The following is a 17,299-nucleotide window of genomic DNA, read 5'->3' as shown; positions in this document are numbered from 1 at the left end:
TCTCAGTATATAAAGGCGAAAACGCTTTTGCCTTCCCAAATGTAAAGAAGTTTAAAGATTATACAACGTTAACACATCTCATCGACTAACAAAAAGGGCGACCTCATGTCGCCCTTTGATACTACTCATCGCATATTACTGCATAGCCATCAGGAAGCATCCGCCGTGCCCGGCAGCGTTGCCGGTAGCTGGGCCGCGAAACCGCGCAGGCCAACCACGTGTACGTGTTCATGGTTATTGAACACCTTACGCACCAGCTTATAGGTGGTGCCTTTTTCCGGGCTGATATTTTCCGGGGCGGCAATAATCAGCTGCATTTCCAGACGTTCGCACAGTTCAAACAGCGTGGCGATAGAACGGGCATCAAGACGCGCCGCTTCATCGAGGAACAGCAGACGACACGGCGACAGGTCTTTTCCGCGCAGGCGGCGGGACTCGTCTTCCCAGCTCTGAACGACCATCACCAGAATCGACATCCCGGTACCGATCGCTTCCCCGGTCGACAGCGCGCCGGACTCCGCGCGCAGCCAGCCGTCGGAGCCGCGGTTAACTTCCACTTCCATCTCCAGATAGTTGCGGTAGTCCAGCAGCTCTTCACCGATGGTTTGCGGAGTACGCTGGCCCATATCAATCTGCGGATTGAGGCGCTGATAGAGCTTCGCCAGCGCTTCCGAGAAGGTCAGGCGATTGCTGTTGAACAGATCCTGATGCTGCTCATGCTGTTCAGACAGCACGTCAAGCAGCGTCGAGTGGGTCTCCCGTACGTTGACGTTCAGACGCACGCTGTTGACCTGACCAAAGGAGACGCTCTGCAGACCCTGGTTGAGCATGCGGATACGGTTCTGCTCGCGCTGGATGGTCTTGCGGATAATATTGGCCACGCTGCGGGAGCTGATCGCCAGCTTCTGTTCGCGATTCGTCAGCTCTTCGGTCAGACGGCTGAGCTCGATCTCCATCTGCTCAATCGCCTCAACCGGATCGTCGGTGCGGATAATATCCTGACGGATACGCTCGCGCAGGTGCTGGTAGACGGCAACGAAGAACTGAATTTTGCGCTCAGGACGCTTCGGATCTTCAGAGACTCGCAGCACGTCACGCAGGTGTTCGTTATCCGCCACCGCCAGACGCAGCGCGCCGAGCGCTTTATCCGACATCGAACGCAGCTCATCTGCCGAAAGATAGGCCAGCTCGCGGCGGTGCAGGCGGCGCTCAACGCCGTTGTCTTTCACCAGGCGCATCACCGCACACCAGCCGGCTTTAGCGCTGACCACCTGCTCACGCATCTCGCAGTAATCGCGCTCAAGCTTGCGCAGCCTGCGGGTCAGGTTGTCCATCTCCGCTTCGCAGAAGGTCAGGGCTTTTTCCAGCTGATTGCGCCGCGAGCGGTTATTGCTCAGCCGCGTATGCAGCTCATCACGACGCACGCGGGCGCGCTCTTCCGCCCCGCTATCGGCGCGTACGCCGATATCCTGCAGCTCTTTATACAGATCGCCCAGCAGCTCTTTTTTGGTGTCATACGAGCTTTTCAGCGAGGCCAGAACCTGGTTGTACTGGTTCAGCTGCGCGGTATGCGTACGCGTGGCGTCACGAGCCCGGCTGCGTTCGCTCTCCGCCTGCTCCAGACGCTGGCGCAGTTTTTCGTTGAGATCGCTGTTGCCGCTAAGCATCTCTGCGGAATCAGAGTAGCTAAAGTGGGCGCGGCGCTGCACCACTTCGCTGAGCGCAAACGCCTGCTGGCGCGCTTCACGCTGGGTTTGCTGCGAGTAAGCGTAATCTTCTTTCAGCTGTTCGAACTGCTCCGGATCGCTCTGCAGCACTGAGAGCATCGGTTCCAGCTTCGCCAGCTGGCCGCCGTGCTGCTGGATAAAGCGAGCCGCTTCTTCGGCTTCGTCCAGGCGCTCCTGAATCTCGTCAACGCGATCGGCCAGCGTATCGTCCGCCAGCAGGCTAAGGCGCGGCAGCAGGCGGTTAAGCGCGGAAACGCCCTCTTTCGCCTGGTCGTACTGCACCCGGTTCTGCTGGTTGTCGCTTTCATGCGCGTTAAGCGCCCGCTCCAGCTCGCCGCGGCGGCTGTTCAGCTTACGGATCTCTTCTTCCGGATCGTCTTCAAAGGCCACCGCCAGATGGCTGCCGATAAAGCGGCTGAAGGCCTGATGCTGACGCTGGGTCTTCTGCACGTCGAACGACAGGGTAGCGAAACGCTCGGACAGATCTTCCCGCTCGGCGTGCAGGCTTTCAATACGGCTTTCACGGGCGGCGCGGCCAAACAGCGGCAGCGTCGGGAAGCGCGAGTAGCGCCACTGCCGATCGGCAACCTTGACGACAACCGCTTTTTCCAGCTCATCAACGCTAAATACGCTGTCATCGAACGACTGCGGATCGCCTTCGATCAGGTAGAGATCTTCCGGGCAATCTTCCAGGCCTTCAAGCTGCCCGGTGAGCTGCGACAGGTCGGGAACCACGATGGCGTGGCGCGACGGGCCGTACAGCGCGGAGAAGTACGGCGCATCTTCAAGGCTAACGTCGTCATAAATTTCCGACAACAGCACGCCGCCAAAACGCTCCGCCAGGGCATTAAGCCGCGGATCTTCCGAGCCGCCCGGCTGGCTAAGACGTTCAATCTCTTCATCGATGGCCCGCTTACGCGCGCCGACTTCGTCGCGCTCAACGATGGCCTCGCGCTCGCGCTCCAGCAGCTGCTGGAGATATTCGGTCACGTCCTGGCTTGATTCAAACTGCTCGCCGCTCTGCTCGCAGAGCTGGCTGAGGCTGTTCTGCGCCGCCAGCCAGATCGGCGCCCGGCGCAGCAGCGTCTGGGTACGGGACTGCAGCTGCTCCAGCTCCTGACGCAGCGTCATTCGCTGCTCGCTGGCGGAGGAGACGCTGTCCGACAGGGAGGCAATCCGCGCCTCCAGCTCCTCGTGCAGCGTTTCCAGACGGTCAATATCGTAACGCTTGCCCTGGCGCTTGCAGAATTCGTTCAGCTGACGTTCAGCCTCCTGCTGCTCGCGCAGGCGCTGTTCCAGCTCGGTCAGGCGGCTGCGCAGCCCCTGAGCCTGCTCGGCGTGGTGGCGCTGGTTAACGCCATCGCGCAGCAGCTCGCGCGCCACGCTCCAGGCTTCGTTACGCGCCAGCGGGCCGTTGATGGCCGCCACCAGCTGGAAAGCCTGCTCAAACTGACCGTGCGCGGTTTGCGCAACGCTCATTTTTTGTTCCAGCGACAGCATTTTCTCCGTCGCTTCCTGCTCCTTCGCCTGGAAGGTTTCCAGCCACTCGCCGGCGCTCTCCGGAGTTAAATCCGGCAAATGGCACAGCGCCTTCGCACGGTCTAACGCCTGCAGCGCCTGGTTGTACTGAATCGCGCGGGTCTGCTGTACGTCCAGCGCCTGCTGGTAGTCGGCAAGCTGGCTTTTCAGCTCATCCACTTCCAGCTCAGCCGCCTCGGCGCGAGCCTCGTTCTCTTCCTGCAGATCGGTCGCTTCCGCCACCACTTCGTTCTGCTCTTCAAGACGAATCTGCAGCTCATCGAGATCCGCTTCGTAGCGCTCGATTTTTTCCTGCTGGCGAAGCGCGGTTTGCACCAGGTTCAGATGATCGCTGGCCGCCTGATAGTCGGCTTCAAGATCGCCTTCAGCCCCGTTATGCTCCTGCAGCTCGCGCGCCATATCGACGTGCTTATACTGCTCTGCCGCCAGCTGTGCGCGAGAGGTGAACAGATCGCGACGGTACTCCAGCGCTTTATCCAGGTGGACGCGACGCTCGTTGGCGTGACGCATGTAGTCCGCCGCCACGTAGTTGGTGGCCTCGCTGATCAGGTGCTTGAACAGATCGCGGTCGGACTGCGTGACGCGGATCGCCTCCAGGGTCATGCGGTTTTCACGCAGCGCGGCTTCCATATCCTGGAACGCCTTGCGTACGCCGCTGTTTTCCGGCAGCAGGTAGTCGCGCAGCGAGCGGGTAATGGTGTTGGAGATCCCGCCGTACAGCGAGGCTTCGATCAGGCGATAGTATTTGCTGCGGTCAGAGGCCGAGCGCAGACGGCGGGCGACCACGCCCAGGTCGAACATCAGCGAGTGATAGTCGGTGATCGAATTGAACTGCTTGAACTGCACCCCTTCTATCTCTTCAAGCTTATCTTTTAGCTCGTTGAGGCTCAGGACGCGCGCCTGGCGTTCGTTAAGGGTTTCCGTCAGCAGCTGAGTCGGCTGAATAGAGTCCGGCAGGCCCTGAATGGCAAACGGCTTGATATCGACTTTACGGTCGCGGCCGGCAATCTGCTGCAGACGTACGCCCACCACCACGCGCTGGTGGTGGGAGTTGATAACGTCCAGCACCGAGTAGCACACCCCGGCGCGCAGCTTGCCGTGCAGGCCCTTATCACGCGAGCCGCTGGTGGCGCCCGCTTCGGTGGTGTTACGGAAGTGCAGCAGGGTCAGGTCCGGGATCAGGGCCGTGACGAAGGCCGCCATGGTGGTTGATTTCCCGGCGCCGTTACCCCCTGAAAGCGTGGTAACCAGTTCATCCAGATCAAAAGTACGGGCAAAAAAGCCGTTCCAGTTAACCAGCGTTAGCGAGCGAAATTTACCGCGTTCAATCATTACTCTTCCTCCCCGCTATCCGGCTGACTATCTTCATTCTCATCATTGAGCTGCAGGTGATTCTCCAGCGCCATCGCTTCGCCGTCGCGGATCAGGCGCTTCTGCGCCTCGCGCGGATCGTCGCCGGCGCGGACGTCGGCGCCGAAGCGGAACACCGATTCGGTAATGCGGAACTTGCTACTGTCGTGGCCCATAAACCACACCATGCCGAGACGGCGCAGGCGGTTAAGCGATGCGCGCATTTTTTCCTGCAGCTTCTGCCTGTCGAGGTCCGAACCGGTGGAGCGGTTATTCACCAGCTTCAGCAGTTTGGCTTCGTCCGCCAGGGTCAGCAGCTCGTCGTAAAGCTCCTGCTGGGTGAAGATCCCCTCATTCGCCAGACGCTCCGGGCTAAGATAGAGGTAGCAAAGAATTTTGCCGACCATCATATCCAGCTCTGAAAGCACCGAGCGCGGAATCAGCGTGGTGGAGCGCGGGCGCAGGTAGAAGAACCCCTCCGGCGCGCGGATCAGCTCAACGTTATAGCGAGCGTAAAACTCCTCCAGGTAATCCTGAAAATCCATCAAAAATGCGTGATTATCCAGTTCGTCCAGGCCGATATGGCGACCCGCACGCAGGGCGCTATCCAGCGCCGGAAATAACGGATTGCCCAACGCCAGCGCCAGTTTAACTGGCATCACTTGTTCAATATTTGTCGATGACATGCGCCTGTACCTTGGCTCCGTAATCATTAATCGGCTGCCATTGTGCCGGCAGTCCGGTGAAATCTGCTTGCGCTACGCCCAAACGTACCGCCTGATCGACGACGATTCTCGCCACATCGAAGTGCCGCGCGCGCGGATACTGCGCCAGATACTCGCGCACGACCAGGCCGAGATCCAGCGGCAGCCCTTTGTCTTTATAGATAACCAGCTGCGTTTCAATGAGGGCCGCCAGCTGTTCACGAATTTCATTAAACTCTTCGTACTCCAGATCCTCAGGAAGCTCCCCGGTGACCTCTTCATCGAGCAGCGCCATCTCTTCATCACGCATATCGAGCAGGCGGTCGGCGCTGGCGTGGGTCAAGGCCCAGGGCGCATCGAAGTAGGTCTGCACCGACTGGCGTAGACGCTGAGCAAATACGCGGTTTTTATCCATATCAATGGCGGTACGGATAAATTTATGCACGTGGCGATCGTAGCCGATCCACAGGTCGATCGCCTGCTGGCCCCAGCTAACGATGCGATCGAGCTTGCTTTGCAGATCGAACACCAGGCGATCGACGAAATGCAGGTCGTCCCGCGCGATAGTCGAGTCCTGGATCCGCAGCAGGTTAGCCTGCAGCTTATCGCCCGCCGCGTCCAGCGTATCCTGCAGTTCGCGCAGCGTCCCGGACGTTTCCGAGAGCAGCAGCTCGCAGCTGGAGATCGCCGCCCGCCAGTCTTTGTTCAGCAGCTGGGCGATGTCGTCCTTCACCAGCTGCTGCTGTTCATCCATGATTCTCTGGGTCAGATCGATGCTGTCAAAAATTTCCGCCACCGAATATTTCAGCGGCGCAAAGACGTTACGATGCCAGTGAAACTCATCTCCGCCCTCTTCCGCAGAGTCGGCGGCGCGCTTGAGCTCGCCGGCGACGATCGATAGCTGCATCGACAGGCGCAGCGTGGAAAACTCGCGCTGGCGAATATAGTAGTCGGTAATCCCAATACCTAACGGCGTCAGGCGATAAATGGCATTGCCTTCCGTGAGTTCGCTGGTAAAGCGGTTCAGCAGACGCTGGCGCACCATATCGTTAATCGCGTTATTGGCGCGCTGGCTGATGGTTTCGCTGGTCTGCTCAAACGCATCACTGACGTGGCGGAACGCGTCCACCAGTTCTCCCTCGGTCATTTCCCCTTCAAGCCGCTCGCCGTTCAGCGTGGCAACCGCCAGCAGAAAAGAGAGTCTGTCGACCGGCAGCGAAATAGAAAAATCATTTTTTCTGGCCCAGGCAACCAGTTCGGGGACTGTCTGGGAAAATTCACTCATACTTTATCCTTGCATCGGCAGCTCTGAGCCTGGTTCTTAATCGCGGTGACGTGAATATAGCGGCCCAGGCTGATATACGGCTCCTGGCGACAGTAGCGCGTCTCCAGCTCCAGCAGCGCCGCAAAATTGTCGCGCTGTCTGCGTTTTTCACGCAGATAATCATGAAACACCCGCACGCCGGTTTTGCCGGTAATTTGCCAGCCCTGCTCTTCCAGCCAGCCGTACACCTGCTCCGGCGAACGCGGATAGTCCGGCGATAGCGTGCGTTTTTTCTTTTTTGGCATCCCGATCTGCACGTAATCGAAGTTTCCGACGACCATGTTGTGCATCAGCAGACCGTTAGCATTGTAGAACATTAGCGACAGCGCGCCGCCGGGACGCAGCACCGACCACAGTACCCGCAGCATCTCCTGAGGCTCGGCCACCCATTCCAGCACCGCATGAAACAGTATCAGATCGACCGGGCTTTCCAAATGCTGCTCAATATCCTGAGCCGCGCATTGTACAAAATGCATGTTGTCGATCACACCTTTATCGACTGCCGCCTGCCGGGCGCGAGCAACCATCTCGACAGAAAGATCGCACAGCGTGACGTGATGACCCATCTGCGCAACCTTTACCGCCGTTTGTCCCTCGCCGCCGCCGGCGTCGAGAACGCGCAGCGGCCCGGGGCCAAGCCGCTCCAGCAGCGGCTGCAGATCCTGCCAGAGGATGGCCTGACGCAGTTCGCCCTTGGTGGTGCCGTATATATTGCGCGAAAACTTTTCGGCAATGTCATCGAAATTGCGATCCTGCACGGGCGACTCCACAAGCCAACACAAAGCCGCTATTTTGTCATACCCGCGCTGAGAGTGAAGCGATCTGTTATAAGATCGGGGCATAAGTTTGGTTATGTGGTTAAAAAGGACCCATCTGGCATGCTTTTTACGCTGAAAAAGTATCTGGGGGGCATGATGCTGCCCCTTCCCCTGCTGCTGATGCTGATCGCTTTCGGCATCGCGCTGCTGTGGTTTAGCCGTTGGCAAAAAACCGGCAAGACCTGCGTCAGCATCGGCTGGCTGCTGCTGGCCCTGCTCAGCCTGCAGCCGGTGGCCGATAGCTTACTCAAGCCGATCGAAGAGACCTATCCGACATGGCGCGGCGCGAAACGCGTTCAGTATGTGGTGGTGCTCGGCGGCGGGTATACGTGGAATCCGGACTGGGCCCCCAGCTCGAACCTGATTAACAACAGCCTGCCGCGGCTGACCGAAGGGATCCGCCTGTGGCATGAGAATCCGGGATCGAAGATTATCTTTACCGGCGCGGCCGCCAAAACTAACCCGGTCAGCACCGCGCTGGCCGGCGCCCGCGTCGCGCAGAGCCTCGGCGTGCCGGCCGGCGACATTATCGTCCTGGATCGGCCAAAGGATACGGAAGAAGAGGCTCAGGCGGTAAAACAGGCGATTGGCGATGCGCCTTTCCTGCTGGTCACCTCCGCCTCGCATCTGCCGCGAGCGATGATCTTCTTCCGCCACGCCGGACTCAATCCGCTACCGGCGCCGGCCAACCAGCTGGCGATCGAATCGCCGTTAAATCCGTGGGAGCGCGCGATCCCGTCCCCCTTCTGGCTGATGCACAGCGATCGCGTCGGCTATGAAACCCTCGGGCGCATCTGGCAGTGGCTAAAAGGCGCGTCAGGCGAGCCAGGGCAGGAGTGATTTCGCGGCTAAATCAAAGCGGGCGCGATCGAAGCGCCCGGTATTGACCAGGCTGTCGACCTCGTCCCACAGCAGGTAGAGCCAGCGCCGCCAGAGGAAGGATTCCGCTACCGGCGCGCGGTGCAGATAGTGCCACAGCAGCTGTTCCGCCTGCCCGCCGTCGCAGAGGCGAAACAGCTCATATTCGCGCGGCGCCCACAGCATCATCCCCGGCCCCACCATTGCCAGCAGCTGGTCGCTACGCGCGTCCTTCAGCATGCTGCGCAGCGTGAAGCTGCCGTGCACCAGCACGCAGTTGTCATTGAAATCTTTAAATAATTCGCCAAGGCACTCCCGCGAACGGAAGAGGATCCGTTTGTCCTGCATCGTCAGGCCGGTATCCTGATAAAGGTTAAGCGTCCCCCACAGAACCTCCACCCGCTGGCGATACCAGTTTGGCCACAGGTTTTCCTGCGTACTATCAACCACCCCGACGCAGCCACCGCTATCCTGACGGTGCCACGACAGCAGCGCTTCGACGATCTGCTCCTGCAGCTGCTCCCAGCGCTGCGGAGTGCGGGCCGGGGCTTCGACGGAGACGCCGCGCAGCCGCTCAATCAGCAGGACATCCGGCCCGGGCTGCTCTTCATGCGTCATTACGCCGTACACCACCGGCATACGTACGGAGCCGCTGCGGGCCAGCGTTGATATCTTCCACGCCAGCTGGCGCGCGACGCCGGGCGTGGTGAAACTTCTCGCCAGCAGCGGCAGCGGATTTCCCTGTGCATCATAGAGCGCCCACAGCGCCGTCAAGGGCTTCTCGCTAACGCACTCTACCCGACTGAGTTTTTCGCCCAGCAGGTGGCTCAGCTCGGTTCGCAACTGTTCCATTTGAATTACCCTCATGAATACTACTGGTTTCATCATGAGCGTCGGTCGCGAGGTTGTCATCGGGTGAGATCAAAAATTGCGGCAAAAAGTATGGAAAAATAGCCTGAGGATATCCCCTCCTGATGGAGGGGATCGGGGAGTTAACGCAGCTCGACGCGAACGCGCTCCAGATCTTCCGGCGTATCTACGCCGGTACCCGGGACAACTTCGGCCACCGCGACATGGATTTTTTCGCCATACCACAGCACGCGCAGCTGCTCGAGCATTTCGATTTGCTCCAACGGACTCGGTGCCCAGCTGACATAGCGGCGGATAAAGCCGGCGCGATAGCCGTAGATGCCGATATGACGCAGCAGCGAATCGCCGATGGCGTCGCGGGACTGCGCAAAGCGATCGCGATCCCAGGGAATCGTGGCGCGGGAGAAGTAGAGGGCGTAGCCTTCGGCATCCATCACCACCTTCACCGCATTCGGATTGAACGCCTCTTCGGCATCGTGGATCGGCACCGCCAGCGTCGCCATCCCGCTGGTGCTGGAGGCCAGATTCTCAGCGACCTGGCGCACAATCGCCGGCGGGATCATCGGCTCGTCGCCCTGAATATTGACGATAATCGTCTCATCGCTGAAGGCGCACTTCTCGACAACTTCAGCCAGGCGTTCAGTGCCGGACTGATGATCGGCGCGCGTCATGCACACTTCGCCGCCGGCGGCTTCCACCGCGCGCGCCACCTCTTCATGGTCGGTAGCGACGATAATACGCTCGGCCCCGGACTCGCGCGCGCGCTCCAGCACATGGACAATCATCGGTTTGCCGTTGATATCCTGCAATGGCTTGCCAGGCAAACGCGTGGAGGCAAAGCGCGCAGGAATGATGACCACAAAACTCATGAATGGCTCTCTCCAACGGCTAGCGAGCGGGCTTCGGTTTCCAGCAATACGGGGATTCCGTCGCGCAGAGGAAAAGCCAGGCTGTCAATTTTGCAGATTAGCTCTTGCTTATCCTGGCTGTAATACAGTTTACCGTTGCAAACAGGACAGGCGATAATTTCAAGTAAACGGTGATCCATGTTTCCTCCTGATGGACCGAATAGATTCCGCAGCAGCATAGCACAGGATACCTGACGCCGCGCTGCGTTTGGCGATGCGGCCGGGCGGATGCCGGCCGCTCAAATAGCGTCGAGCTGCCACCCCTGCCGGCGGTCGACAAAGAGTTCCGGCGGCAGGAGGCCGAAGCTAACGCGCTCGGCCAGCTGCCAGCGGGCGAAATCGTCAATCGCCCGCCGCAGGCCGTTCTCCAGGCCTGAGGTCACCTTTACGCCCTCTTCCAGCCATAACGAGAAAATTTCCAGAACCCCGGTTTTGCGATGCATTTTGCTATCCATACGGCCCACCAGCCTGCCCTGATGCAGCAGCGGCAGCACAAAATAGCCATACTGGCGCTTTGGCGCCGGCGTGTAGCACTCGAGGCGGTAGCTAAAATTAAACAGCTGCTCAGCGCGCTTACGGTCCCAGACAACCGGGTCAAACGGCGACAGCACCGCGCTATGGCTCGCCGAAAGCTTACCGCCCGGCGCCGCTTCCAGCTGCTGCAAAGCCTCCCGGTGCAGCCACATATCGCCTAGCCCCTCGACGTTCACCGCCGTCACCAGCCCCTCTTCCTGCCAGTTCGCCAGCAGGCCCGCAAGCGCCGGCTGGCGCAGGCGATAATAGTCGGCCAGCCACTGCGGGCGGAAAATACCCAGGCTGCGGGCGCTATTGCGCAGCATAATCTCTTCAGCCTGCGCCTGCGACAGCGCATCGCGCTCATCATCCCAGTGCGGCATCACCCGCTGCGTCAGGTCGTAAACCCGCTGAAAGTTGCGCCGTTCCACGACCATCACTTCGCCGGCGGTAAACAGCCCCTCCAGATGACGCTTGTGCGGCTTCCACTCCCACCAGCCGCTGGCGCCTTTACGCGGATGGCTAAAGTCAGCTGAGCGTACCGGGCCATTTTGCGCGATGTGCTCCAGCAGCAGCTGAATGTCATCCGCATGCTCCTTCATCCACCCTTGATGATACTTCCAGCCCATATTATCCGGCGTCAGCATGCGGTGGCGCACCAGCGAAAAATCGCTGCGCGGTAAAAAGCAGGCCTCATGAGCCCAGTATTCCATGAGTTCGCCCACGCGCAGCGCCTCATCCAGCCAGCTTTGCGGATAGCTGCCGAGGCGGCTGAAAAGCACCAGATAGGGGCTGCGGGCGACAACGTTGATGGTATCAATTTGCAGCAGCGACATCTGGCGAATAGTCTGCAGAACGTCGGCCGAGCGGGCGCGACGCCGGGGCTTTTTCAGCAGGCCCTGCGCCGCAAGGTGAAGATGGCGGGCTTCTTTAAGTGAAAGCGTTAGTACCGACATGCAGGTTCTCCGTCAAGGACCCCGATACAGCGGCACCGAAAGCAGGCGTGGCGAAAACTAACGTTGCGCCAGCGTGACCAGATCCGTAAGCAGCCGCTGCGCGCGTTCATCCGTCATTATGGCGTCGACGGGCAGATACCACCAGCTGGCTTCGGCAAACGCCCGGCATTTCACCGCGTCTTTCTCGGTCATCAGCAGCGTTTGCCCCGCGGTCACCAGCGCGGAAACGTCGGCCCGGGTGAGGGCCTGATGATCGGCCAGCGCCACGGTTTTTACCGGCCGCACGCCGCAGCTTTCGAGGGTCGCAAAAAAGCGCGGCGGATGGCCGATCCCGGCCATCGCCACGACGTTATCAAAGCTCACCACGTCACGCCGTTCGCCGTTTAGCACATTCACCGCCTGTCCGGGGCGCAGCTGCATGGCTATCTCTCCCGGCCGCGCGACGCCCCCGTTAGCGATAATGGCGTCAACGCAGCGCAGGCGTGAGGCGCGTTCGCGCATCGGCCCGGCCGGCAGCCACCAGCCGTTGCCAAAACGGCGTACGCCGTCAATAACCACGATTTCTTTATCGCGCGCCAGCGCGTAGTGCTGCAGGCCATCGTCGGTGACGATAAGCTGCAGGTCGTGCGCGGCCAGCAGCGCCCGCACCGCATCGCTGCGCTGCGGGGAGACCGCCACCGGCGCGCCGGTGCGTTGATAAATCAGCACCGGCTCATCGCCGGCTTCCGCGGTTGCAGTGGTGTTATTGAGCACCAGCGGGTAGCTCGCCGCCTTGCCGCCGTAGCCGCGGGAAACAACGCCAACGCGGATCCCGCGCTGCTGCAGCTGCTCCACCAGCCAGATGACAACCGGCGTCTTGCCGTTACCGCCCGCGGTAAGATTTCCGACAACCACCACCGGGACCGGCGCCCGCCAGGCTTTCTTCAGCCCCAGCCGATAGCTGAGCCGAATCAGGCCGCTCACCAGGCCGTAAAGCCAGGAGAGCGGAAGCAGCAGCCGCCATAAAGGCGACTCACCGGACCAGATGCGCGCGATCATTGGCCAAATTGCATTTTATGCAGCTGAGCGTAAACGCCGCGATGTTCCAGCAGGTCAGCATGGCTGCCGCGTTCAACGATGCGTCCATCTTCGACCACCACGATTTCATCGGCTTGCTCAATGGTTGACAGGCGGTGAGCGATCACCAGCGAGGTGCGGTTTTTTTGCAGCTCGTCCAGCGCCGCCTGAATGGCGCGCTCAGATTCGGTATCCAGCGCCGACGTTGCCTCATCGAGGATCAGGATGGGGCTGTTACGCAGCAGCGCGCGCGCGATGGCGATACGCTGACGCTGACCGCCGGAAAGCAGCACGCCGTTCTCGCCGATGACGGTATCGAGGCCGTTATCCATTTTACTGATAAAGTCCATGGCATAGGCCATCCGCGCCGCCTCTTCGATCTGCTCGCGGCTGTACTCTTCGGTGCGCGCGTAGGCAATGTTGTTGGCTACGGTATCGTTGAACAGGTGCACGTTTTGCGAAACCAGGGCTACCTGATCGCGCAGGGAGGCCAGGGTGTATTCGCGCAGATCGTAACCGTCGAGCAAAATCTGGCCTTCATCGATATCATAAAAGCGCGTGATCAGGCTCGCGATTGTCGATTTACCCGATCCCGAGCGCCCCACCAGGGCGACGGTTTTGCCTTCCGGAATATCCAGGCTGATATTGCGCAGCGCCGGCGTTTCGCGGCCTGGATAGGTAAAGGTGACGTTATTGAACTCAAGGCTCCCCTTCGCGCGCTCGATAACCAGCTTGCCTTCGTCTTTTTCCTGCTCGGAATCAAGAATAGCAAACAGCGTCTGGCAGGCGGCCATCCCGCGCTGGAACTGAGCATTGACGTTGGTGAGAGACTTCAGCGGACGCATCAGGGCGATCATCGAGGAGAAGACCACGGTAATCGTACCGGCAGTCAGCGTTTCCATGACGCTTGGGAAGCTGGCGGCGTACAGCACAAACGCCAGCGCCAGAGAGGCGATCAGCTGAATGATGGGGTCAGAGATGGACGATGCGGAGACCATTTTCATCCCCTGCAGGCGCATTTTGTTGCTGACTTTATCGAAACGCTTGGTTTCCACGGCCTGGCCGCCAAACATCAGCACTTCTTTATGCCCTTTGAGCATCTGTTCCGCGCTGGTGGTCACCTGGCCCATGGTGTTCTGCATATTCTTGCTGATGTTACGAAAACGCTTGGATACCACGCGAATCGCGACGGAGACGATCGGCGCCAGCACGATCAGAATCAGCGACAGCTGCCAGCTGTAGTAGAACATCATGATAAACAGACCGATGATCGACGCGCCTTCGCGCACGACGGTTATCAGCGCGCTGGATGAGGACGACGCAACCTGTTCGGAATCATAGGTAATACGCGACAGCAGCGTCCCGGTGGACTGCTTATCGAAGAAGGAGACCGGCATCCCCATCATGTGGCTGAATAAACGGCGTCGCATGGTCATCACGACCTTGCCGGAAACCCACGAGATACAGTAGCTCGATATATAGCTGGTGACGCCACGCAGCAGCATCAGCCCAATAACCACCAGCGGCATCCACAGCAGCACTGAGCGATCCGTTTTACCAAAACCATCATCCAGTAACGGTTTAAGAAGCGATAGCATGAAGGTATCACTAGCCGCGTTAAAGACTAACGCAATTGCCGCGACGATCAGTCCGGTTTTAAATGGCGCAATAAGCGGCCAGAGGCGGCGGAAGGTCTGCCACGTGGAGAGATCTTTATCATTCTGCATTCAGTAAACCAGCTTATGTTGAAATAGCCGCATATTCTACCCGTTATCCTCGGTCTCGCCAAACCACTGATGATACCAACGAGGTAAAAGTTGATCTCGTAAGCTAAGGATTTGCCAACCATCTGTGGAAAAAATAACCGTAATCTGCCCCTGATGGGGCGTATCGAACCAGCGGTAACCCTGCTGTCGGTAGCGCTGAACAACCTTATCCGAGGGCATATGCCACGCATTATAGCGGGATACCGAAGCCAGCGCCGCCTGTCCACCGGTGCGCTGCAGCAGCGCAATGGTCGAGGAGGTGTTGCTGCCATGATGTGGAACCTGGATAAGTGTAGACGCCAGATGCTGCCAGTAGCGGCTCAGCATTGCGCGCTCTGCCGCAGCTTCGATATCACCGGTGAGCAAAATACTGCGCTGGCCGTCATCAATGCGCACCACGCAGGAGCGATTATTGCCGGTCGTAGTCGCTCCCGGCAGCGGCCAAAGCGCGCGAAAGGTTAAGCCACGCCATCGCCAGCGCTCTCCTCTTCGGCATGCGCGATGCCCCTCCCACCCCAGAGGGCTGCGTATCCAGGCCGCGGGCCAGACTTTGTGTATCGAATTCAGGCCGCCGCGGTGGTCAAGATGCTCATGGCTCAGAATAATCCCTTCCACCCGTAGATGATGCCAGCGTAGCCAGGGGGTGATTATCAGCTGACCGCTGTCACCCTCGGGCCAGGCCGGACCGGTGTCATAGAGGATAGCCGCCCCCTGCCGTTCGATGACCATCGCCAGCCCCTGCCCGACGTCCAGCATCGTCACGCGCCACTCCTCCTTCGCCATCGGACGCCAGAAGGGCCAGCTCAGCAGCATGATGCTGCTCAGGCACAGAGCCGGAAGCGAGCGCCAGGCGTGAAAGCGCCAGACCAGCAGCAGCAGCCAGGGCAGCGCGCTGACGCCGGTCCAGCGAGAATCCAGCGGCAGCCAGCCCTGCGGTAGCCAGCGTAAAAACCAGAACAGCGCGGCCAGCAGGCGATCTGCCGATAGCCATAACGCCATCTCCACCGCCGCAGGCCCGCAGAGATGCAGCAGCATCGCCGCCAGAATCAGCGGGACGATAGCAAAAGTGACCAGCGGCACGGCAACCAGGTTCGCCAGCCACGAGGTCAGGCTGATACCGTGAAAGATGACAATCTGCATCGGCAACAGCAGCAGCATCAGCCCGAACTGCAGGTGGCCTAACCCCAGGACATGGCGCAGCAGCCAGCTCCGCGATGTTGAGGGTCGCGGCACCAGCTGGTACCAAAAAATGAGCGTCGCCACGGCAAATACCGATAGCCACAGACTGTCAGATAGAACGGCCAGCGGGTCGGTAAATAGAATGGCGCCAACGCAGCATGCCCATATCTGCCATGACGACCAGCGCCTTCCGGACAGCCGCAGCCCGCAGCCGGCGACGAGTGCGACGCAGGTTCGCAGCGCCGGCGGCTGCATGCCGGTCAGCCAGGCATAGAACAGCGCGCAGGCCAGGCCGGTCAGCAGCGGCAGCTGCCAGACAATCCAGCGACATGGGAAAAAGAGCTGCGCGCCGCGAGTAAGCAGCCCACCCAGCAGAGCGCCTAACGCAATATGCAAGCCGGAGATGGCCATCAGATGGGAGGTCCCGGTTTCCTGCATCAGGACCTTGATCTCCTTCGGCACCACCAGCCGCTCTCCCATCCCTAACCCTAATATCACCGACCGCCACGGCAGCGTATCGAGGGTGCGGGTTAACGAGTGCAGATAGGCCGCGCGTCGGCTGCAGCGCAGGTCCAGGGCCTCAGCTGACGTGAAGCGCCCGGTCACGGGGCGATATTGCGCCAGGGCAAAACGCTGGCTATCAAAACCGCCATCATTAAGCTGGCCGTGTACCGGCCGAATATGGACGGTCATCATCCAGCGCTGACCTGCGCACGGCGGTTCGGGAAGCGTCTGACCATAAAGCGCGATCCCCGGCGCCGGGAATAGCCGACGCCCGTCCACCCGGATGATATTTCCCTGATGGGTTGTCCGCTCGTCCGTCGCCGTCAGCTCAATCTCTACTCGTCGGGGGCTGCCGGGCAAGGCGTGCGTCGGCCAGAGGACCTGATGAGCGCTCAGCGCGCCCCAGAGGAAAAAAAGCAGCGTCAGCGCCGCGAAGCGTAAGGGCCGCCAGCGGAATAGCGACGCGGCAAGCGCTGAGGCTATCAGCCACCAGACGGTAGCCAACTCGGGCAGGCGCGCTAACAGCAGCAGCGGCAAGATTCCGACAATCGCACAACCAGCAAGCTGTGGTAAACGCATGCCAACCTCCCTGTTTCAGGAAAGTATCGCGTCGGGCTGGCAGGCCGTCAGCCAGAAATGTGGCGGCGTGGAGCCCGGCTTCCGGAGATATCAGGGCGTTGCAGTCAGGCAGACGGGCGTTTGCGAGGAGGGCTGGATTGCGGGCATAAAAAAAGCACCCTCAGGTGCTTTTTTTATCTTCGGAGTACGTTAACGCCGTTCAGCGAAACTTACTCTTCGTAAATATTGGCGCGGTCGCGTAATTCTTTCCCAGGCTTAAAGTGCGGAACGTACTTGCCTTCCAGTTCGACTTTATCGCCAGTTTTCGGGTTACGCCCGGTGCGAGGTGCTCGGTAGTGCAAAGAGAAGCTGCCGAAACCGCGGATTTCAATGCGCTCACCTTGAGCAAGCGTTGAGGCCATATGTTCCAGCATTTCTTTAACAGCATCTTCAACCGCTTTCGCAGGAATGTGAGATTGCTGGCTGGCAAGTCTTTCTATCAATTCTGACTTGGTCATTTTTCCTCCGGTTTCCTTCAAGGCCAAATTAGCTAACAGCTTTAAACAAGGGCGGCCGTAGCCGCCCTTTGTGCTTGATTACAGGACGAATCCTGCAATCTGTCAAGTAAACTCGTCGTAATTCAGGTTGTTGTAACCCGAAAGACTAAGA

13 protein-coding genes are annotated in these 17,299 nt (G+C 59.7%); 1 reads left to right on the top strand and 12 read right to left on the bottom strand.

Annotated elements, in window-relative coordinates:
• Positions 1-149 precede the first annotated feature (149 nt).
• From mukB to cmoM, 4 genes are read right to left on the bottom strand one after another with little or no spacing between them, the layout of a single operon-like run.
• A complete protein-coding gene (gene mukB / locus NWP14_RS11625) occupies positions 150-4,598 on the bottom strand; it encodes a chromosome partition protein MukB (protein WP_095095711.1) in 4,449 nt (1,482 codons plus the stop codon).
• Positions 4,598-5,302 (bottom strand): chromosome partition protein MukE, encoded by a 705-nt coding sequence (gene mukE / locus NWP14_RS11620; protein ID WP_331835668.1) that lies wholly within the window; start codon positions 5,300-5,302, stop codon positions 4,598-4,600. Before mukE ends, mukB begins: the two co-directional genes overlap by 1 nt.
• Complete coding sequence (gene mukF, locus NWP14_RS11615; protein WP_095095705.1) at positions 5,283-6,605, bottom strand: chromosome partition protein MukF; 1,323 nt, start codon at positions 6,603-6,605, stop codon at positions 5,283-5,285. Before mukF ends, mukE begins: the two co-directional genes overlap by 20 nt.
• Complete coding sequence (gene cmoM, locus NWP14_RS11610) at positions 6,602-7,402, bottom strand: tRNA uridine 5-oxyacetic acid(34) methyltransferase CmoM (protein WP_375215347.1); 801 nt, start codon at positions 7,400-7,402, stop codon at positions 6,602-6,604. Before cmoM ends, mukF begins: the two co-directional genes overlap by 4 nt.
• A gap of 120 nt (positions 7,403-7,522) precedes the next feature.
• On the opposite strand from cmoM, the gene elyC reads away from it, so the two are divergent.
• Positions 7,523-8,302: an envelope biogenesis factor ElyC gene (gene elyC / locus NWP14_RS11605; protein WP_346431806.1), complete on the top strand. Its 780-nt coding sequence runs from the start codon at positions 7,523-7,525 to the stop codon at positions 8,300-8,302.
• On the opposite strand, the gene NWP14_RS11600 is transcribed toward elyC, so the two are convergent.
• The 8 genes from NWP14_RS11600 to ihfB all read right to left on the bottom strand — a co-directional run bounded on the left by NWP14_RS11600 (position 8,279) and on the right by ihfB (position 17,148).
• Positions 8,279-9,172 carry a YcbJ family phosphotransferase gene (locus NWP14_RS11600; RefSeq protein WP_095095694.1) on the bottom strand — a complete coding sequence of 298 codons (894 nt, stop codon included), beginning with the start codon at positions 9,170-9,172 and terminating at the stop codon, positions 8,279-8,281. The two genes, elyC and NWP14_RS11600, sit on opposite strands and share 24 nt — an antisense overlap.
• A 140-nt stretch (positions 9,173-9,312) precedes the next feature.
• On the bottom strand, positions 9,313-10,059 hold the full coding sequence (gene kdsB / locus NWP14_RS11595) for a 3-deoxy-manno-octulosonate cytidylyltransferase (protein WP_375215346.1): 747 nt from the start codon (positions 10,057-10,059) through the stop codon (positions 9,313-9,315).
• Positions 10,056-10,238 (bottom strand): protein YcaR, encoded by a 183-nt coding sequence (gene ycaR / locus NWP14_RS11590; RefSeq protein WP_041144800.1) that lies wholly within the window; start codon positions 10,236-10,238, stop codon positions 10,056-10,058. Before ycaR ends, kdsB begins: the two co-directional genes overlap by 4 nt.
• Before the next feature lie 99 nt (positions 10,239-10,337).
• Positions 10,338-11,567, bottom strand: coding sequence for a winged helix-turn-helix domain-containing protein (locus NWP14_RS11585; protein ID WP_375215345.1), 1,230 nt, complete (start codon positions 11,565-11,567; stop codon positions 10,338-10,340).
• A gap of 57 nt (positions 11,568-11,624) precedes the next feature.
• Positions 11,625-12,605 carry a tetraacyldisaccharide 4'-kinase gene (lpxK, locus tag NWP14_RS11580; protein ID WP_375215344.1) on the bottom strand — a complete coding sequence of 327 codons (981 nt, stop codon included), beginning with the start codon at positions 12,603-12,605 and terminating at the stop codon, positions 11,625-11,627.
• A complete protein-coding gene (gene msbA / locus NWP14_RS11575) occupies positions 12,602-14,350 on the bottom strand; it encodes a lipid A ABC transporter ATP-binding protein/permease MsbA (protein WP_375215343.1) in 1,749 nt (582 codons plus the stop codon). The genes lpxK and msbA overlap by 4 nt, the downstream gene beginning before the upstream one ends.
• A 36-nt stretch (positions 14,351-14,386) precedes the next feature.
• Positions 14,387-16,651, bottom strand: a complete 2,265-nt coding sequence (locus tag NWP14_RS11570; protein WP_375215342.1) for a ComEC family protein — start codon at positions 16,649-16,651, stop codon at positions 14,387-14,389.
• Positions 16,652-16,860: 209 nt separating this feature from the next.
• Positions 16,861-17,148 (bottom strand): integration host factor subunit beta, encoded by a 288-nt coding sequence (gene ihfB / locus NWP14_RS11565; protein ID WP_004100704.1) that lies wholly within the window; start codon positions 17,146-17,148, stop codon positions 16,861-16,863.
• Between the last annotated feature and the right edge of the window lie 151 nt (positions 17,149-17,299).

The organism is Klebsiella sp. C349492 (assembly GCF_042055345.1).
GTDB classification, from domain to species: Bacteria; Pseudomonadota; Gammaproteobacteria; order Enterobacterales; family Enterobacteriaceae; genus Klebsiella; species Klebsiella scottii.
This window is presented reverse-complemented; position numbering and strand designations above follow the sequence as displayed.

Excerpts from the sequence above, each read along its gene's own strand:
- mukB (WP_095095711.1), bottom strand. The coding sequence starts at position 4,598 with ATGATTGAACGCGGTAAATTTCGCTCGCTAACGCTGGTTAACTGGAAC.
- mukE (WP_331835668.1), bottom strand. The coding sequence starts at position 5,302 with ATGTCATCGACAAATATTGAACAAGTGATGCCAGTTAAACTGGCGCTG.
- mukF (WP_095095705.1), bottom strand. The coding sequence starts at position 6,605 with ATGAGTGAATTTTCCCAGACAGTCCCCGAACTGGTTGCCTGGGCCAGA.
- elyC (WP_346431806.1), top strand. The coding sequence starts at position 7,523 with ATGCTTTTTACGCTGAAAAAGTATCTGGGGGGCATGATGCTGCCCCTT.
- NWP14_RS11600 (WP_095095694.1), bottom strand. The coding sequence starts at position 9,172 with ATGGAACAGTTGCGAACCGAGCTGAGCCACCTGCTGGGCGAAAAACTC.
- kdsB (WP_375215346.1), bottom strand. The coding sequence starts at position 10,059 with ATGAGTTTTGTGGTCATCATTCCTGCGCGCTTTGCCTCCACGCGTTTG.
- ycaR (WP_041144800.1), bottom strand. The coding sequence starts at position 10,238 with ATGGATCACCGTTTACTTGAAATTATCGCCTGTCCTGTTTGCAACGGT.
- NWP14_RS11585 (WP_375215345.1), bottom strand. The coding sequence starts at position 11,567 with ATGTCGGTACTAACGCTTTCACTTAAAGAAGCCCGCCATCTTCACCTT.
- lpxK (WP_375215344.1), bottom strand. The coding sequence starts at position 12,605 with ATGATCGCGCGCATCTGGTCCGGTGAGTCGCCTTTATGGCGGCTGCTG.
- msbA (WP_375215343.1), bottom strand. The coding sequence starts at position 14,350 with ATGCAGAATGATAAAGATCTCTCCACGTGGCAGACCTTCCGCCGCCTC.
- NWP14_RS11570 (WP_375215342.1), bottom strand. The coding sequence starts at position 16,651 with ATGCGTTTACCACAGCTTGCTGGTTGTGCGATTGTCGGAATCTTGCCG.
- ihfB (WP_004100704.1), bottom strand. The coding sequence starts at position 17,148 with ATGACCAAGTCAGAATTGATAGAAAGACTTGCCAGCCAGCAATCTCAC.